Annotated in this window: 16 protein-coding genes; 7 read left to right on the top strand and 9 right to left on the bottom strand. The window is 59.4% G+C overall.

What is annotated here, in order from left to right:
* The first annotated feature begins 36 nt into the window (after positions 1–36).
* From G3M63_RS11795 to G3M63_RS11785, 3 genes are all read left to right on the top strand, one after another.
* Positions 37–627 carry a UPF0149 family protein gene (locus G3M63_RS11795; protein WP_163983251.1) on the top strand — a complete coding sequence of 197 codons (591 nt, stop codon included), beginning with the start codon at positions 37–39 and terminating at the stop codon, positions 625–627.
* 205 nt (positions 628–832) lie between these two features.
* Positions 833–1,420, top strand: coding sequence for a transglutaminase-like cysteine peptidase (locus G3M63_RS11790; RefSeq protein ID WP_256669798.1), 588 nt, complete (start codon positions 833–835; stop codon positions 1,418–1,420).
* On the top strand, positions 1,417–3,387 hold the full coding sequence (locus G3M63_RS11785; protein ID WP_163983250.1) for an EAL domain-containing protein: 1,971 nt from the start codon (positions 1,417–1,419) through the stop codon (positions 3,385–3,387). The genes G3M63_RS11790 and G3M63_RS11785 overlap by 4 nt, the downstream gene beginning before the upstream one ends.
* Here the strand turns inward: G3M63_RS11785 and G3M63_RS11780 are convergent.
* From G3M63_RS11780 to G3M63_RS11760, 5 genes are all read right to left on the bottom strand, one after another.
* A complete protein-coding gene (locus G3M63_RS11780; protein ID WP_163983249.1) occupies positions 3,379–3,702 on the bottom strand; it encodes a DUF6122 family protein in 324 nt (107 codons plus the stop codon). The genes G3M63_RS11785 and G3M63_RS11780 overlap by 9 nt on opposite strands.
* Positions 3,702–4,331 (bottom strand): DsbA family protein, encoded by a 630-nt coding sequence (locus G3M63_RS11775; RefSeq protein WP_163983248.1) that lies wholly within the window; start codon positions 4,329–4,331, stop codon positions 3,702–3,704. The genes G3M63_RS11780 and G3M63_RS11775 overlap by 1 nt, the downstream gene beginning before the upstream one ends.
* An 84-nt stretch (positions 4,332–4,415) precedes the next feature.
* Positions 4,416–5,363 carry a rhodanese-related sulfurtransferase gene (locus tag G3M63_RS11770; protein ID WP_163983247.1) on the bottom strand — a complete coding sequence of 316 codons (948 nt, stop codon included), beginning with the start codon at positions 5,361–5,363 and terminating at the stop codon, positions 4,416–4,418.
* A gap of 363 nt (positions 5,364–5,726) precedes the next feature.
* A complete protein-coding gene (locus G3M63_RS11765) occupies positions 5,727–6,044 on the bottom strand; it encodes a BolA family transcriptional regulator (RefSeq protein WP_150301032.1) in 318 nt (105 codons plus the stop codon).
* A 40-nt stretch (positions 6,045–6,084) separates the two neighbouring features.
* Positions 6,085–6,591, bottom strand: coding sequence for a DUF2059 domain-containing protein (locus G3M63_RS11760; protein WP_163983246.1), 507 nt, complete (start codon positions 6,589–6,591; stop codon positions 6,085–6,087).
* Positions 6,592–6,671: 80 nt separating this feature from the next.
* On the opposite strand from G3M63_RS11760, the gene fumC reads away from it, so the two are divergent.
* Positions 6,672–8,066 (top strand): class II fumarate hydratase, encoded by a 1,395-nt coding sequence (fumC, locus tag G3M63_RS11755; RefSeq protein ID WP_163983245.1) that lies wholly within the window; start codon positions 6,672–6,674, stop codon positions 8,064–8,066.
* Positions 8,067–8,334: 268 nt separating this feature from the next.
* On the opposite strand, the gene G3M63_RS11750 is transcribed toward fumC, so the two are convergent.
* Positions 8,335–9,312: a DMT family transporter gene (locus tag G3M63_RS11750; protein ID WP_150301035.1), complete on the bottom strand. Its 978-nt coding sequence runs from the start codon at positions 9,310–9,312 to the stop codon at positions 8,335–8,337.
* 210 nt (positions 9,313–9,522) lie between these two features.
* Between G3M63_RS11750 and G3M63_RS11745 the strand changes: the two genes are divergently transcribed.
* On the top strand, positions 9,523–9,852 hold the full coding sequence (locus tag G3M63_RS11745; RefSeq protein ID WP_163983244.1) for a 4a-hydroxytetrahydrobiopterin dehydratase: 330 nt from the start codon (positions 9,523–9,525) through the stop codon (positions 9,850–9,852).
* A 1,358-nt stretch (positions 9,853–11,210) separates the two neighbouring features.
* Positions 11,211–13,211, top strand: coding sequence for a bifunctional tRNA (5-methylaminomethyl-2-thiouridine)(34)-methyltransferase MnmD/FAD-dependent 5-carboxymethylaminomethyl-2-thiouridine(34) oxidoreductase MnmC (mnmC, locus tag G3M63_RS11740; RefSeq protein ID WP_163983243.1), 2,001 nt, complete (start codon positions 11,211–11,213; stop codon positions 13,209–13,211).
* Positions 13,212–13,217: 6 nt separating this feature from the next.
* On the opposite strand, the gene G3M63_RS11735 is transcribed toward mnmC, so the two are convergent.
* The gene (locus G3M63_RS11735) at positions 13,218–13,976 is read right to left on the bottom strand and encodes a sulfite exporter TauE/SafE family protein (protein ID WP_163983242.1); all 759 of its coding nucleotides are present in this window, start codon (positions 13,974–13,976) and stop codon (positions 13,218–13,220) included.
* A 200-nt stretch (positions 13,977–14,176) separates the two neighbouring features.
* On the opposite strand from G3M63_RS11735, the gene G3M63_RS11730 reads away from it, so the two are divergent.
* A complete protein-coding gene (locus tag G3M63_RS11730; protein WP_163983241.1) occupies positions 14,177–14,413 on the top strand; it encodes a YheU family protein in 237 nt (78 codons plus the stop codon).
* A 29-nt stretch (positions 14,414–14,442) separates the two neighbouring features.
* On the opposite strand, the gene G3M63_RS11725 is transcribed toward G3M63_RS11730, so the two are convergent.
* Positions 14,443–15,018, bottom strand: coding sequence for a carboxymuconolactone decarboxylase family protein (locus G3M63_RS11725; protein WP_306110135.1), 576 nt, complete (start codon positions 15,016–15,018; stop codon positions 14,443–14,445).
* A complete protein-coding gene (locus G3M63_RS11720; RefSeq protein WP_163983240.1) occupies positions 15,015–16,343 on the bottom strand; it encodes an aspartate aminotransferase family protein in 1,329 nt (442 codons plus the stop codon). The genes G3M63_RS11725 and G3M63_RS11720 overlap by 4 nt, the downstream gene beginning before the upstream one ends.
* Positions 16,344–16,393: the final 50 nt, after the last annotated feature.

Here is a 16,393-nt window from a genome sequence, read left to right as displayed (position 1 = left end):
AGTACAATGCCAGCACTATTAATGATGAGGTGTCCCATGTCCTTCGCTGATCAACTCGACCGCCTGCAGCAGTTTCTGGATGCGGATGATCTTCATGACGAAGCGCTCGATTACCAGGCCGGGCATGGCTTCCTGACTGCCCTGTGTATCAGCCCCGTCGAGGTGTCCGAGGAAGAATGGATTTCCGAGCTTTTTTCCGAAGAGCCCAATTACACAGACGACGCCCAGAAACAGGATATTGAAGGTACTCTGCGCGCGCTCAAGGCTCACATCAGCCGGGAACTGGCCAGCGACGAAGATTTGGAGCCACCCTGTGAGTTATCGCTGGGTGATGAGCCGGATTATTCGGATTTGCGCAGCTGGTGCGTCGGCTTTCTTGAAGGCGTGTTCCTGCGTGAAGAAGACTGGTTCGACCAGGAAGAGGAAATCGTCAGCGAGCTGTTGTTGCCGATCATGGTCGGCTCGGGTCTGTTTGATGACCAGCCGGAATTCGCCGAGATCGCCAGCGACCAGGACATGGTTGGAGACATGATGGAGCACATTCCAGAGGTGCTTACTCAACTGTTCCTGTTGTTCCACGCACCCGAAGACAAGCCCAAACCCGCCCTGCTCGCACCGCGGCACTGATCGCCGGTTGCATCTGGTGCACGAAGCAGCGCTGTTCGCTGCTTCGCTCGCCGGACGGGCGGGCACCCTCTCGCTGCGCCAGCCCCCATTTCTACCCCAACTATCTCGACCGTTGCGCTCGTCTCTGACGATTATCCGACCGCTTCTGATGCTGCTGTTGTTCTGCGCGTCAGGCCTTGCGCATGGCTGGGATATGACGCGGATCATGCAGCAGACAAACGAGCTCTACGAGCCGGACCGCGCCGCACGCAAGCGACTGCAGGCCTGGCATGCCTTGCTTGATCAACAGAAGCTTACCGGCACCGAGGCGCAGCTGGACGCCGTTAACCGATTTTTTAATGCGCAGCTGTTTTTTGCCGATGACAGGGTAATCTGGGGCGAGGCCGATTACTGGGCGACGCCCGTCGAATCGCTGGTGAACGGCTCAGCCGACTGTGAAGATTTCACCATCAGCAAATACTTCAGCCTGCTCAAGCTTGGCGTGCCGGACGAGCAATTACGCCTCACCTACGTCAAGTCGTTGAAACTGGACCAGGCACATATGGTGCTCAGCTACTACCCGACGCCACTCAGCGAACCCTTGATCCTGGATAACCTGGTGCGGAACATCCTGCCTGCCTCCCGGCGCAGCGATCTGCTGCCGGTATACAGTTTCAACTCACAGGGTTTATGGTTGCCCGGCAAGGTGAGTGACCGCCGTGTCGGATCGTCCCGGAACCTGCCCCAGTGGCAGGATCTGGCAAGGAAAATGCGCGACGAGGGCTTCGATATGACCCTAAGGACAGCACAATGAACACATCCCTGGTCCGGCAATTGACCCTGGCGATCTGCCTGTTTCTGCTGATCGCCGTCGGCGGCAGCTTCGTCATCAGTCTCGATAATGCACGCCACCAGCTCCGTCTGCAGCTCGGCTCCCATGCGCAGGACGCAGCCACTTCGCTGGGGCTGTCACTTGGGCCGAACATCCGCGATCAAGCGATGGTGGAGCTGATGATCAGCGCCATGTTCGACAGCGGGCACTTCGCACGCATCCGTGTCTCGTCTCTTGATAGCGGTCAGATCCTTGCCGAGCGCTATCAGGCAACGACAGATACAACCGCACCCGCCTGGTTCAGTCGGCTGGCTGATATCCAGCCGCAACCGGGCAGCGCCACGGTCATGGACGGCTGGCAGCAGGCTGCACAGGTCGACGTGCTCAGCCACCCGCAGGCGGCGCTCGACAGTTTCTGGGAAAGCGCGCTGAGCATTCTTGCCTGGCTGTGCGTGTGCGCGGTGATCAGTGGTCTGTTGTGCACCCTGCTGCTCAAACGTCAACTTCAGCCTCTGCATTCGATCGCGCTGCAAGCCCAGGCGATCAGCCGCCGCGACTATCAAATCAATCCCATCATCCCCCGCGCAATCGAACTCCAGCCCGTGGCGGCCGCCATGAACCAGATGGCGGAACGGCTGAAAACGCTGTTTGCACAGGAATCAGCACGCGCAGAGGAATACCGCCAACAGGCCTATCATGATCCCCTTACCGGGCTGCCGAACCGGGTCGCCTTCGGCCAGGCGCTCGCAGCCGCGACACACGCCGAGTCGCCGGCGGGTCATGTTCTGGCGCTACGACTGCATGATCTTGAGACCATCAACCAGCAATCGGGGGCCGAACATACCGATGCCCTGCTGCAAGCATTCGCAGCACCTCTGCAGCGCTGGCAAACCAGGCAACCTGACTGGCTGTGCAGTCGGTCACGCGGCGGTGAATTCCTGATACTGGCGCCCGACACGACGCGGGAGGAATTGCAGCCCCTGGTAACTGAGCTCACAAACCTGATAACGGAACTGTTGCCCCAGCCCCCCGCCGCCGGCGAGCCAGCAGCGCTCGGCATTGCCGTATACCGCTCCGCTGATACGCCCCAAATAATCATGGGGCGGGTCGCACAGGCCCTGGCGGAATCACTGTGGTTGGCCGGACAACTCCAGCCCGGCCATGTTCTGGCGGACCCATCGACAACACAACCGGCAAGCGGCGAGCATGCCTGGCAGGCCCGCCTCGACGCGGCCATTGCGCAGAAAGCGTTACACGCCTTGTTCCAGCCTGTGTTCAGCTCCGGAACCTCAACGGCCATACTGCATTACAAGCTTCTTGTCCGCCTGGCTGAGCCCGATGGCTCCATGCTTCCCGCCGCCCGGTTTCTCCCCTGGGTAAGGCGGCTTGGCCTGGGCGAAGCCTTCGACCTCTGTGTGCTTGGGATGGCAGCCAATCAACTCGCCGCGCACCCCGGCCCCGTGGCCATCAGCATTACCCCCGAGACCCTGGCGACCCCTCAATCACGACGAAGCTTCTGCGCTGCGCTGCAGCAGCATGCTCTGGCAAAAGGACTGCTGAGCATCGAAGTTGATGCTCGCTACCATCCGGACGGAGCCGTCCTGCGCACTTTTTCCGAGGAGATTGCAAAAGCCGGGGGTGGACTCGCACTACAACACTTCGGGCATACCCCGGCACTGTTGGGCGAACTGCAGTCTACGGATCTGCAATATGTGAAAGCCGACAGCAGTTTTAGTCGCGATCTGGATGTTGAGCCGGACAAGAAGCTTTATCTGGAAATGCTGATACGCATGGCCAATCATCTGCAGCTGCCGGTCATCGCGGAGCAGGTACAAACCACCGGTGAGCTGGACGCTCTCAAAGCGCTCGGTTTCGACGGCATACAGGGAAACGTTCTGGCCGAGCCAGCCGCCTGGCCGCTGCCGACGAAGACGCCCGTCTCAGGGTAGAGGAAAGCCCGCCATGCGCCAGCAATCGCTGGCGTCGAGCAGCATGTGAATCAGCAGTCCGATTCCCACGAGTCGGGTGACGCTCCACAGCGACAACAGCAGATAGCCGGTGATAGCGGTATAGGTATGCAGAGGATGGAAGCCGATTGAACAACGGTTTGCGGCGAAAATCGGCTCAGCGAGCAGATGGTCCACATCGACCAGCATTGTCAGCAACATGATGACCCATGCCCGGCCCCACTGCTGCCGGAAGAAAATCAATGCCACAGCGAGTGGGACCAGCGCATGCAGCGCCAGGTGAGTCGCAGTCGCCATCAAGCGTTCTGACCCGCCGCCAGCCAGCGCTGGAACAATGGCAGCACCGCGTCAGCCGATTGGTAACCATTGGTCAGCAAGGCCAGCGCGCCGTCGCGTTGTGCCAGCAATGTCGGGAAACCGGCAATGCCCAGATCGCGCGTCCATGAAACGTCGGCGGCGAGCGCGGCGCGGGTCATCTCGGCATCATAAGCCTGGCTGAACGCGTTGCGGTCATAACCAGCCTGCTCGGCCAGATCCATCAGAACCGATATCTGCCCCACGTCATCAGCACGCGTATAGAAGGCCATTTGAATATGGCTGATCAGCAGCCCCAACCTGTCGACATCGAGCTCTCGCCCCACCACTAACGCCCGGCATACCGGCTCGGTGTTGTATTGAAACCCGGGTGGGAGCTCGTCAGGCGTAGCGAATGGCTGACCTGAAACGGACGCGACAGCCTGCCAATGCTCGGCAAGCGCCGCCCTGCCGCTGTCATTCAGGGTTTCGCCACGACCGGGGCGCAGGCCGCCCGCTACAAAGTGAACCGGCACGTCTGGCGCGAGCTGCTGGATCTGCTCCATTACCGGTGCGAAACCCCAGCACCAGGAACACATTGGATCCATTACGTAAATCAGCCGCTGGGACATGGCGCTCTCCATTGGAACATTGAGCCTGCGACAGCCGCAGGCAAGGCAACTTATCTCGCCATAAACCTGCGACTGCAAGCGAGGTCAGGATTCTCCCGCGTTCGGAGAGGCCTGCTCCTTGGGCAATCCGATAGGATGCGGCTGGTTGCGGATCCGCGCGAGATGAATCTGACGCTGACGCTCTTCGGCCCGGCGCCGTGTCTTCTCCGGCAGGCTATCGTAGCACCGCGGGCAGCTGACGCCTTCTTCATACTGCGGAGAGGCTTTCTCCTCCGCTGAAACGGGGTGGCGGCAGGCGTGGCACTGGTCATAGGAGCCCGGCGCCAAGTCATGGCGTACGGTCACGCGATTGTCGAAGACAAAACACTCGCCGTTCCACTTGCTCTGCTCTGCGGGCACTTCTTCGAAATACTTGAGAATGCCGCCCTTGAGGTGGAACACCTCGTCAAAACCCTGCTGCAGCATATAGCTGGACGCTTTCTCACAGCGAATCCCGCCGGTACAGAACATCGCGACCTTCTTGTGCCGGGTCGGATCAAAATTCTGCTTAACGTATTCGGGAAATTCGCGAAAGGTTTTGGTCTCGGGGTCAACCGCACCTTCGAAGGTGCCAATTGATACTTCATAGTCATTGCGCGTGTCCACCAACAGCACTTCAGGATCGCTGATCAGCGCGTTCCAGTCCTGCGGCTCGACATAGGTGCCGACTTTCTCGTTGGGGCTGACGCCCGGAACGCCCAGCGTGACGATCTCTTTCTTCAGCTTGACCTTGGTACGGTAGAACGGCATTTCTTCACACACCGATTCCTTGTAGTCGAGATCGCTGAGTCGCGGATCACTGCGCAGCCAGTCCAGTACCGCCTCCATGCCTTCGCGGGAGCCGGCGATAGTGCCATTGACCCCCTCACGGGCGAGCAGGAGCGTACCTTTCACGCCGTGGTGCGTGAGGGTTTCGAGCAGGGGCTGGCGGAGATCCTGATAATTTTCGAGCGTGACGAACTTGTACAGCGCCACAACAACAACCTGGGACATGCGTGCCTCATATATTCAGTAGTCGCCCACGTAAAGGGCGTACCTGGTTCGGGGCGCGATTCTAGCAAAGATGCTGCGGCAACAGAATCGCTTGAAATACCAGAAGGCTGATGGCCGCCTGCTTAGCGGCAAGCTTCTAGCTCTCGGTGAGGTTCGGCGTAGCGCAGGCGCGCTACACCCCCAGGCTGTGCCTCGAGCCGCGTTCGGACTCAACGGCAAGCTTCTGGCCCGCGGTAAGGTTCGGCGTAGCGCAGGCGCGCTACACCCCCAGGCTGTGCCTCGAGCCGCGTTCGGACTCAACGGCAAGCTTCTGGCTCGCTGTGAGGTTCGGCGTAGCGCGGGCGCGCTACGCCCCAAGGCGGATCAGTCCTTGTCTGCCTTGCTTCCGCCCATGCAGTTCGGTGAGTCGGGGGCCTGTTGCCGTGCGGCCCATTCGTCCGGGCTATAGGTATGCAGCGCCAGCGCATGGATCTGCTGCATCAGGTCGCCGAGACTGCGATACACCATCTGGTGCCGCTTGACGGCATTCAGCTCCTCGAACTCGGCGCTGACGATCACGGCTTTGAAATGCGACTCCGAACCCGGCGGCACGCTGTGCATATAGCTTTCGTTGGTCAGCTCCAGATGCTCTGGCGCCAGCCTTTGCATGGCCTGTTCAAGTGCGGCTTGTGTGCTGCCCATTGTCGTTCTCCTGTCAGTTGTCGGGCAGATTCTAGCTGGCTTAGCGCTGGTCCGTCTGCTTCGCCATGATCGCTTCTTCCATCTGGTCGATCAGGACCTCTATGCGCGGAGCCACTCTCCCCTGCACCCGCTCACGGGTAAACGCCATCGACTCGCGGGTCAGCTCGGGTAGGTACACCATTAACTTGGTGCCGACCCTGGACTCGTAAAAATCGGATAACTGGCCAAGTTCGTGCTCGGTAAACACCGATGTATAGAGGGCGATCATCTCGTCGCGCATGGCATCCCAGGTCAGCTCCTTGTCCAGTTCAAGCCTGGCTTTATCCTGATACTCACGCAGCACGTGTTCGGTTTGCATCGAGCCGCCCATGCGTGCAAATTGGGCGGCCATCAAATCGTCGACCTGCTCGTATACGGTATTGGTCATGCTTTCAGCCTTGGCAAGCTTGAGAAAGCGTTCGGCACTGGCACGATGCGACGCCTCGTCGGCTGCAGCAGCCGACGCCAAACCCATCCAGCAAACCCAACCGATAACGAATGCGCGCATGACGTGTCCACACATAGGAGAGTAACGGTAACTTCTATACTGGCAGCGATATTCAATATTCACCACTCGCGGAGACTCACATGAACACGCGTACAGAATCAGACAGCATGGGTGACATAGAGGTGCCCGCGGATCGCTATTGGGGCGCCCAGACTCAGCGCTCGCTACAGAACTTCGCTATCGGTGAAGAACGGATGCCGCCTGCAGTCGTGCATGCGCTCGCGTTGGTAAAAAAGGCAGCGGCGCGCAGCAACCGGCAGCTTGGCAACCTTGACGAACAGATCGCAGGCTTGATTGAACAGGCCGCAGACGACGTGCTCAGCGGAGAACTGGGCGAGCATTTCCCGCTATCGGTCTGGCAGACGGGCAGCGGCACACAGAGCAATATGAATATCAACGAAGTCATTGCCAACCGCGCGAACGAGCTTGCCGGCCAGCCCCTCGGCGGCAAACAGCCGGTGCATCCAAACGATCACGTGAACAAGTCGCAAAGCTCCAACGACACCTTTCCCAGTGCCATGCACATCGCGGCAGCAATCGAAACACGCGAAAAACTGGTCCCCGCCGTGACCGCCCTGCGCGACGAACTGCACACGCAAGCTGAACGTCACGCCCGGCTGATCAAGATCGGTCGCACGCACATGATGGATGCGACGCCAGTGACCTTCGGCCAGGAACTGTCGGCCTTCGTGGCGCAGCTGGACATGGGTTTACAGGCCGTAAACGCAGCATTACCGCAGGTTTATACGCTGGCCCAGGGCGGCACAGCCGTCGGCACCGGCCTGAATACTCCGCCGCGCTTTGCAAGCTTGTTTGCCGAAGAAGTCGCCAGCCTCAGCGGGCTGCCCTTCACCAGCGCGGATAATAAATTCGCTGCGCTCACCGGTCATGAACCCCTGGTTCAGCTGCACGCTGCCTGCAAACAGCTGGCCGTCACATTGATGAAACTGGCCAATGACTTTCGCCTGTTGGGCAGTGGCCCCCGGGCAGGGTTTGCTGAGTTGCGGCTACCAGCCAACGAACCCGGCAGCTCCATCATGCCGGGCAAGGTCAACCCGACCCAGTGCGAAGCGCTATCCATGATCGCCTGCCAGATTCAGGGTAACGATGTGACCCTCGGCATCGCTGCAAGTAACGGTCAATTGCAGCTGAACGTATTCAAACCGGTGATCATCCATACCCTTCTGCAATCGATCCGGCTGCTCACCGACGGCTGCGACAGCTTCCGCCGCAACTGCCTGGAAGGTGTGGAGCCAGACGAACAGCGCATGCGAGAGCATCTGGATAACAGCCTGATGCTGGTCACCGCGCTGAATCCGGTAATTGGTTACGACAAAGCCGCGGACATTGCCAAGAAAGCGTACAAGGAAGGCTCGACATTAAAGCAGGCAGCGCTGCAACTCGGCTACCTCGACGAAAAAGCCTTCGACGAAGCGGTGCGGCCGGAGCAGATGCTCGGCGACCACAGCGAATAAGGCTAGGGTCTGTTCCCGTTTCGTAGCGGCCGCGACGGAGGCCCGTTTGGCGCAGAACAAGGCGCGAGGAGTGAAATTTGGTTGTTCCAAATGAGCGACGAGTAACGCAGTGCTGCGCTAAACGGACCCCGTCCCTTCGGGTTGCGTGGCAAATGACGCCATGCAGCGTTGCGGGACTTGGCAAGGGAACAATCATTACCTGCGTCCCGCGCCTTGCCTGGCGCCATTTGACACAGCAACGCGGCTCGCAACGAAACGGGAACAGACCCTAGGACGCCGGCGGAGGCGTAACGGACAGCCGACGCAGGCGGCGATTCTTCAGATTCTGGATCAGGCTCGGCGCCAGGGCGATCAGTGCCGAGCCGCCCACCACCAGCAAGGCGCCGACGTAAGCCAGACTGTTCAATAACTCAGGCTCGATCACGCCGGGCCAGATCATCGCCCCGAGCGCAACCATGCTGAAGGTGAACAGCGGCGTGGTAGCCACGGTGGCGCTTACCCGTGAAGCTTCCCAGTGGCTCAGCGCTTCAGCGAAGGCGCCATAGGCGATCAATGTATTCAGACAGCAACCAAGCAGCATCCAGAGTTGCAGGGTGCTCAGCTCCAATACCTGCAACGGCGAAGCCAGTGGAAAGATCAACACTGCACAGGCCAGATAGATCACCATCATCACTGTCACCGATGACCACACGGTAAGCAGCTGTTTTTGCGCCAATCCGTATAGCGCCCAGGTGAAAGCGGCGCCGAGAGTGAGCAGTATCCCCAGGGTATAGCTGCTCAGCTGGGTAAACAGCTCTTCCAGCCGCTGGTTGAAAAACAGCACAAAGCCGAGGGAAAGCGTGATCAGACCGATTACCTGACCCACACCAAAGCGCTCTTTGAAAATTACCATGCTGCCCAACATCAACATAACCGGTGCGCTCTGGATCATCAGCTGCATGGTGCCCGGCGTAAGTCGGCTCAGACCCATGACGTACAAGATGTAATTAAATGCCAGACCAAGAATAGCCACGACCAGCAGCCAGCGGTTGGTGACCGAGAGAGCCCGAACCGAGGGTAAACGACGCTGCGCTGCAAGCCAGATGAACAGGACGATGCCCGCGCTGCACATTCTGAACCAGCTGACAGTAAAGGCATCCATGCCCTGCAATACCTGCTTGAGCATGATCGGCAACACGCCCCACAGCGTGGTGGTAGTCAACGCCAAAACGAAACCGTACAACCAGCGACCGGACGAAACGTGCATGGGGAGAACTCGGATCAGATAGAACGGGGAGGAGAAATTTTCCCGAGCATTGTAAACGCGTCCATCACACCGAAACAGTCACAGCTGTCGGCGCGCTGCAAGGGCAACTGTTCCGGTTTGGACCTCGCACCCCAGCCTACATCCAGCTGCTAAGCTCAGGTCAGCTTGCTTCGTGCGAACGCAATCAAACCTGAACCTGTGGAGAACCCTATGAGCACCCTGGCAGACGAACCCCTCACCCATGGCGACCAGACAGCGCTGGAACCAGCCGCCCTCGAGTCGCTTACCAGCAACCTGGACGGCTGGACCATCAACCGTTCAACAGACATTCCGCGGATAGAAAAGACGTTCAAATTCGCCGATTTCGCCAGTGCCCTGGCATTTACCAACCGAGTCGGAGAACTCGCGGAGCAAGAGAATCACCACCCGGCGTTACTGACTGAATGGGGCAAAGTGACAGTAAGCTGGTGGACGCATACTTTGCGCGGCGTGCATCGCAACGATGTAATCATGGCAGCACGGACTGAGCGTTTAGCCTAGCGGCGTTTCGATTACGGGCCCGCTACCGCAACAGTCGACTCAGCCCTGTCGCCACGCTTCGCCCGGAAATTGCCGTTACCGGATCAAAAAACGGATTCAAATCTCAACATCACACTGAAGTCAGAACGAGCCCGCCGGCTGTCAGGCTGGAGCAAGTGTTGAAAACAGGGATGTTTTCGCCAAGCCCCCAGGGATGGGTCCACGGCGTCTTGCGCAAGCCTGACAGCTGGTGGGCGGCAGGCTCCGGATTATCAGGCGCGAGCCCTGCATCCGAAAAGAGTCTGCTCGCTGCGAAAAGGAGTCAGCTACCGCGAGCCGGCAGGGCTGCGCCGACACGCTGCAAGTACGTCCCTGTAAGCTCGTCGATGCGCGACCAAGCCCGCCGGCTATCAGGCTGGAGCAAGTGTTGAAAACAGGGACGTCTTACCAAGCCCCCAGGGATGGGTTCACGGCGTCTTGCGCAAGCCTGACAGCTGGTGGGCGACAGGTTCCGGATTATCAGGCGCGAGCCCTGCATCCGAAAAGAGTCTGCTCGCTGCGAAAAGGAGTCAGCTACCGCGAGCCGACAGGCCTGCGCCGACACGCTGCAAGTACCTCCCTGTAAGCTCGTCGATGACATCCCTGTCATCGCACGGTCGGCTCAAGCCTGTCGCCACGCTTCGCTTAGAGATTCTCGTTGCCGGCTCGAAAAAACACTCAAAGCTCATCACCACACTGGAGTCAGAACGAGCCCGCCGGCTGTCAGGCTGGAGCAATTGTTGAAAACAGGGATGTTTTCACCAAGCCCCCAGGGATGGGTCCACGGCGTCTTGCGCAAGCCTGACAGCCGGTGGGCGGCGAGCTCCGGAGTTCAGCTGGCCGCCTCAGGATTCAGCTGGACGATTGCAGGTGAATCCCCCTCCCCCCTTTTACCACCGGGGGGAACTGATCCGTGTTGCCTGATGGTAGCGATGTCCCGTCCATATCCATGCGTACTCAAGCTTGCCGACATGTCCTCTGACTTCCAGCCGCGACATAGCGCCCATTCCTTGTAACAAAACCATCTAACCCGACGTCTGGAATGCAGCTAGGCTCGAAGAACGGGCATAATGCCAAGACTTGTCGGGACCGCTGGATTGGTCTGACACATTGACAGCATCAACCGAAGAGTTGGTGCGGCAGGGTTGGAAGTAGTCCTGCGAACAAAAACAAGAAAGGTGGTGAATCATGAAACGTTTCCAGAGAACCAAACTGACCAGTGTCGCCCTCGTATTCGTTGCGACCGGATTATTGCTGATATTGCCGAACCTGGGTTGAGCACTGCCGAAGCTGATTCACCGGGAGTACAATGGCGCCGTTAATTGATCAGCGGAGCCGCAGTGACCCCCACCCCTTCTTTTGCGCACCTTGCATGGGCTGACGATGGCCAGCCCTTTTCGGTCGAATTCGATGACGTGTATTTTTCCCGCGAGTCCGGACTGGAAGAAACCCGTCATGTATTTCTTCAGCACAACGCCCTGCCCGAGCGCTGGGCGCAGCTGAGCGATAGCGCCCGCTTCTGCATCGCCGAAACAGGGTTCGGTACCGGACTGAATTTTCTCTGCGCATGGCAACTATGGGATTCCCTCGCGCCCGCCGGCGCCAGGCTGCACTTCGTCAGCACCGAAAGATTTCCGCTCAGCCTGACCGATATGCAGCGCGCCCTGGCCCTCTGGCCCGAGCTTGGGTTCTGGTCAGCGCAAATGCTGGCACAGTATTCCGATCTCGCTACGGGTTGGCAGCATTTCAGTCTCGCTGACGGTCGGGTGACCCTGACGCTGCTCGTTGGTGATCTGCTGGAAACACTGCCGCAGCTTGAGGCAAGCGTGGACGCCTGGTTCCTGGATGGATTTGCCCCGGCAAAGAACCCTGACATGTGGCAGCAACCGCTGTATGACCAGATGGCCCGGCTTTCCACTTCCGGGGCCACGGTTGCGACCTTCACCAGTGTGGGCGCCGTACGCCGCGGGCTGCAAGCGGCCGGCTTCGAGATGCGCAAGGTCAAGGGTTTCGGCCGCAAGCGTGAAATGCTTGCCGGTGCCTTTACTGGCGCCCCGGACCAACCCTGGCACGCACCCTGGTATGCCCGCCCCGCCCGGCCCGTTACAGGTGGACGCCGGGCACTGATAATCGGAGCGGGCCTGGCGGGATGTTGTACCGCGTTCTCCCTGGCCCGCCGCGGTTGGCAGGTGACACTGATCGAACGCCACGCCAGCGAAGCGCAGGAAGCATCCGGCAATCCGCAGGGCATCCTGTACTGCAAGCTGTCACCACACCAGACGCCACTTTCACGATTCATTCAAACAAGCTACGCCTACAGCCTCCGCTTACTACACGAAACGCTTGCCCAGAACGAGGATAACTGGGCGGCCTGTGGAGTGCTTCAGCTGTCCGCTGAGCCGAAGGAAAGCGCGCGTCTGAAGGCCCTTGCCGATCAGGGCTACCCCGACCATTTTCTGCAGGGCGTTGATGCGCAGCGAGCCAGTGAGCTAGCCGGCGTGGCGCTGAATGCAGGGGGCCTGTTCTTCCCGCAGGGGGGATGGGTTAACCCGCCGGCACTGTGCAAAGCGCTGTTGCAGCATCCCAACATTCAATTGATGGCCTGTAGCGAAGCCCTGCAGCTGGCTCGAGAAGACAGTATCTGGCAGGCCTTGAATGAAGAAGACGACGTAATAGCGCGGGCAGAGATCGCCGTTATTTGCGCCGCAGCAGACAGCCAGCGCTTTACGCCAAGCGCTCACCTCCCGCTGAAACGGATCCGCGGCCAGATCACCCACCTGCCAGCGACCGAGCATAGCCGCGCGCTCAGCACCGTGTTGTGCTCTGAAGGATACGTATCACCCGCGCGACGCGGCGAGCATCATCTGGGAGCAAGTTTCCGTTTTGACAGGCTGGATACCGAACCCAGCACCGAGGAAAACCAGAGCAACCTGTCTCTACTCGAGTCGCTGAGCCCGGCGCTGGCGACAGGTCTTGATGCGGCCGCGCTGCAACCGGTTCAGCTTGTTGCGAGGGCTGCACTGCGTTGTACCACGCCCGATTATCTGCCGGTGATCGGCCCGCTGGCGGACGCGGAGGCATTTGTGCAGGACTACGCGGTGCTAAGCAAGGACGCCTCGAAAAAGCCTACCGAACCCACGGTCTGGCACCATGGGTTGTATGTCAATGCAGGGCATGGCTCCCGCGGCCTGATCAGCTGTCCACTCAGTGGTGAGCTGCTGGCAGCCTGGATCGAGGGCGAACCCTTACCATTGCCAAGAGAGCTAGCTGAAGCAGTACACCCTAACCGCTTTCTGCTGCGCGAGCTGATACGCGGCAAACGTCGGAACACATCAAACTGACAGTCATCAACCGCTCACAAGGGCAATCGTCCCTTCGTAAAGCAACTTGCCGCCGGTGAAAAACAGGAAGACGTAACACAGCTGATAGATAAGCTTTTCATTGGTTCGGTGGAGCATCCAGAAGCCCATGCGCACGCCAATCGGTGCCAGCGGCAACAACACCAGCGACGTCCACAGATTGGCCGGAGTGAACTGGTCCAGCAGAATGTAGCCAGGCACCTTGGCGAAGTTTACCGCGGCAAAGAACACCGCAATGGTGCCCATCAGCAGGGTTTTCTCCATTTTCTGCGGCAGCAGGTACACATTGATCGGTGGGCCGCCGGCATGAATACCGAAGCTGGTAAAGCCGGAGACCAGGCCCCAGAAACCGCCGCGCACCCGGCTGATCTGCTTGACAGGCGGCTCACTGCGGCGCAGCCAGATATTCAGCACGAAGGCCAGCGCAATCACCCCGATCATTACCTGGATATGAGCCTCGCTCAACATGCGGAAGGTCAGCGCAGCCAGTGTTATCCCGAGCATTGCAGCCGGCACGATAATCCGCAGATTGGGCGTGCTCCAGCGTCCGCGAAAGGTACGCAGTGCGACCAGATCCATGGTGCAGAGAATGGGCAACAGAATCGCAGCGGCGGTCTGCGGAGCCATCACCAGGGACATAAGCGGCACGGAGAGGATGGCAATGTTGCCGCCAAAACCGCCTTTGGCAACACCATAAAGCAGGACTGCGGGAATGGCGCACAGATAGAACAGCGGGTCGGTAATCATGAATTAACTTCGGAGAACCTCTGAGGGACCTAACGGCAGGCATCTGCCAGGGCGAAGAGCTGGTCGTTCGGGGAACAAGCGAGCGATAGCGCGGGCCAAAACAGTTAACCTTGCAAGCGATTTCCCGGGCGACCTACCCATAAAAAGGCGGCAGTGTACCATCTGCACCCAATCAGACAGTCATATGAGAGTTAGACGTCATGCTGATACCCCACCAAATGCTCGACCCAACAATTCTGGAAAACATGCTTGAGGACTTCGTTACGCGCGACGGCACTGACAACGGTTTCGACGCGCCCCTGGAGCAGCGTGTGACTCAACTGAGGAAGCAACTTGAACGGGGCGACATACTGATCGTGTTTCACCCTGACACGGGCGACACCAGCCTCGCCCACCGCAGGGATGTTCCGCCGGAGATGCTCAGCGAGCTTGAATAGTGCAGCTCGCGATGAAACTGCGACAGACCCTAGGGCTCGGGAAAAGGCAGCGGCTGATCGGTTTGCAGCCTGACATCAAACACATTCAGGGTCATGGCGACCATGGCGTAGTAGCCGAGGATGCCCACCAGCTCGACCAGCGCCGGCTCGCCAAACAGCTCCCGAGCCTGGTTATATAGCGCGTCCGGCACCCGGCGATGCTGATATAGCGACTGGGTCAACAGATAAAGGGTTCGCTCCTGCTCATCCTCGAAGTGAGGTTCTCGACCGACACGCAACGCATCCACAATATCCGGGCTCAAGCCGTTCTCAAGAGCGATGGGTTCATGGATGAGCCATTCGGCCTGGGATTGCCACAGCGCAGCAGTGGTAAGAATCGCCAGTTCGCTCAAACGCAACGGGATGGACGAATGGTAGCGGCAGAATGCACCAAGCCGCTGTGCCTGGTTGGCCAGTTCGGGACTGTGAATCCACGCCAGAAACGGGCCATCGAGATTCTGCCTTGGCCCGCGCAGTATTTCCTCAAGGACTTCCTTCTGCTTCAGGCTCATTGCTTCGGGACGTAACTCATTCAGCCGGGAATACATAGTCATTGTCTCTTTCATATGCCCTGCATGACCGAACGGATGGACTCGCTCAGTCGCTCAACGATCTCTTCGACATGGGTATCTTCGATGATGAAAGGCGGCGCCAGCAGAATATGGTCACCGTCGCGGCCGTTAACCGTCCCACCCATGGGGTAACACATCAGCCCCAGCTCCATCGCCTTTGCTTTGATACGCGCGTGCAACTTAAGTTCTGAGCTGAAAGGCGCCCTGGTATCGCGATCGCGCACCAGCTCGATACCACGGAACAGGCCCCGTCCACGGATATCGCCAATGTAGGGCAATTCCCCGAGCTGAGATTGCAGACCCGCATGCAGCTTGCGCCCCATGCTCGCCACCCGTGAAAGCAGCTGACGCGACTCGATCTGCTGTTGCACTGCCAGCGCCGCAGCGCAGGCAGTCGCGTGTCCGATATAGGTGTGCCCATGCTGGAAGAACCCGCTGCCTTCCCGGAGTGTCCGGACAATCTGCTCGCTGACCAGGGTAGCGCCAATGGGTTGATAGCCTGCCCCCAGCCCCTTGGCGATGCACAGAATATCCGGCTCGACCTGCTCCTGGGCCGAAACGAACAGACTACCCGTGCGCCCCATGCCGCACATCACCTCATCGGCAATCAGCAACACACCGTAGCGATCACACACTTGCCGGATCAGACGAAAGTAATCAGCCACCGGCGGCACCGCACCGAGGGTAGCGCCGACGACCGGCTCGGCAATAAATGCCATGACCTGATCCGGACCCAGTTCAAGGATTTTGGACTCAAGTTCGTCAGCCAGGCGACGGACGAACACCGCTTCGGTCTCGCCCGGACGCATCTCGCGATAGGCATAGCAGGGGCTGACCTGATGCGTCTCGACCAGCAACGGCTCGAACTGGGCCCGGCGCCACACATTGCCCCCGGTGGCCAGGGCGCCCAACGTGTTACCGTGATAGCTCTGCCGCCGGGAAATGATATGCCTGCGCTCGGGCTCGCCCTTCTCGACAAAATACTGGCGTGCCAGTTTCAGCGCTGACTCGACGGCCTCCGAACCACCCGATACGAAATACACGTAATCCAGCGAGCCGGGCGCTCTGGCGGCAAGAAAGTCCGCCAGTTGATCCATCGGCTCGGACGTGAAGAAAGAGCTGTGTGCGTAAGCCAGTTCGCCAACCTGTCGCTGGATCGCAGCAATCACGGCCGGGTCACTATGACCAAGACAGGACACCGCTGCCCCGCCACAGGCATCCAGAAAGCGCTTGCCTGTCGAGTCGATCAGATAGACGCCCTCGCCCTTCACGGCAACCGGATAGGACTGGACGAGACTCCGGTGCAAAACATGGCTCATTGCATTCACCCGTGGAACGGTTTTCACCCAGTTTAAACCCGGACGCCAAC

The sequence above is a fragment of the Pseudomonas sp. OIL-1 genome (assembly GCF_010669185.1).
In the GTDB taxonomy this organism is placed as follows: Bacteria; Pseudomonadota; Gammaproteobacteria; order Pseudomonadales; family Pseudomonadaceae; genus Halopseudomonas; species Halopseudomonas profundi.
The sequence above is the reverse complement of the archived record's forward strand: the minus strand, read 5'-3'. Positions and strand labels throughout refer to the sequence as shown.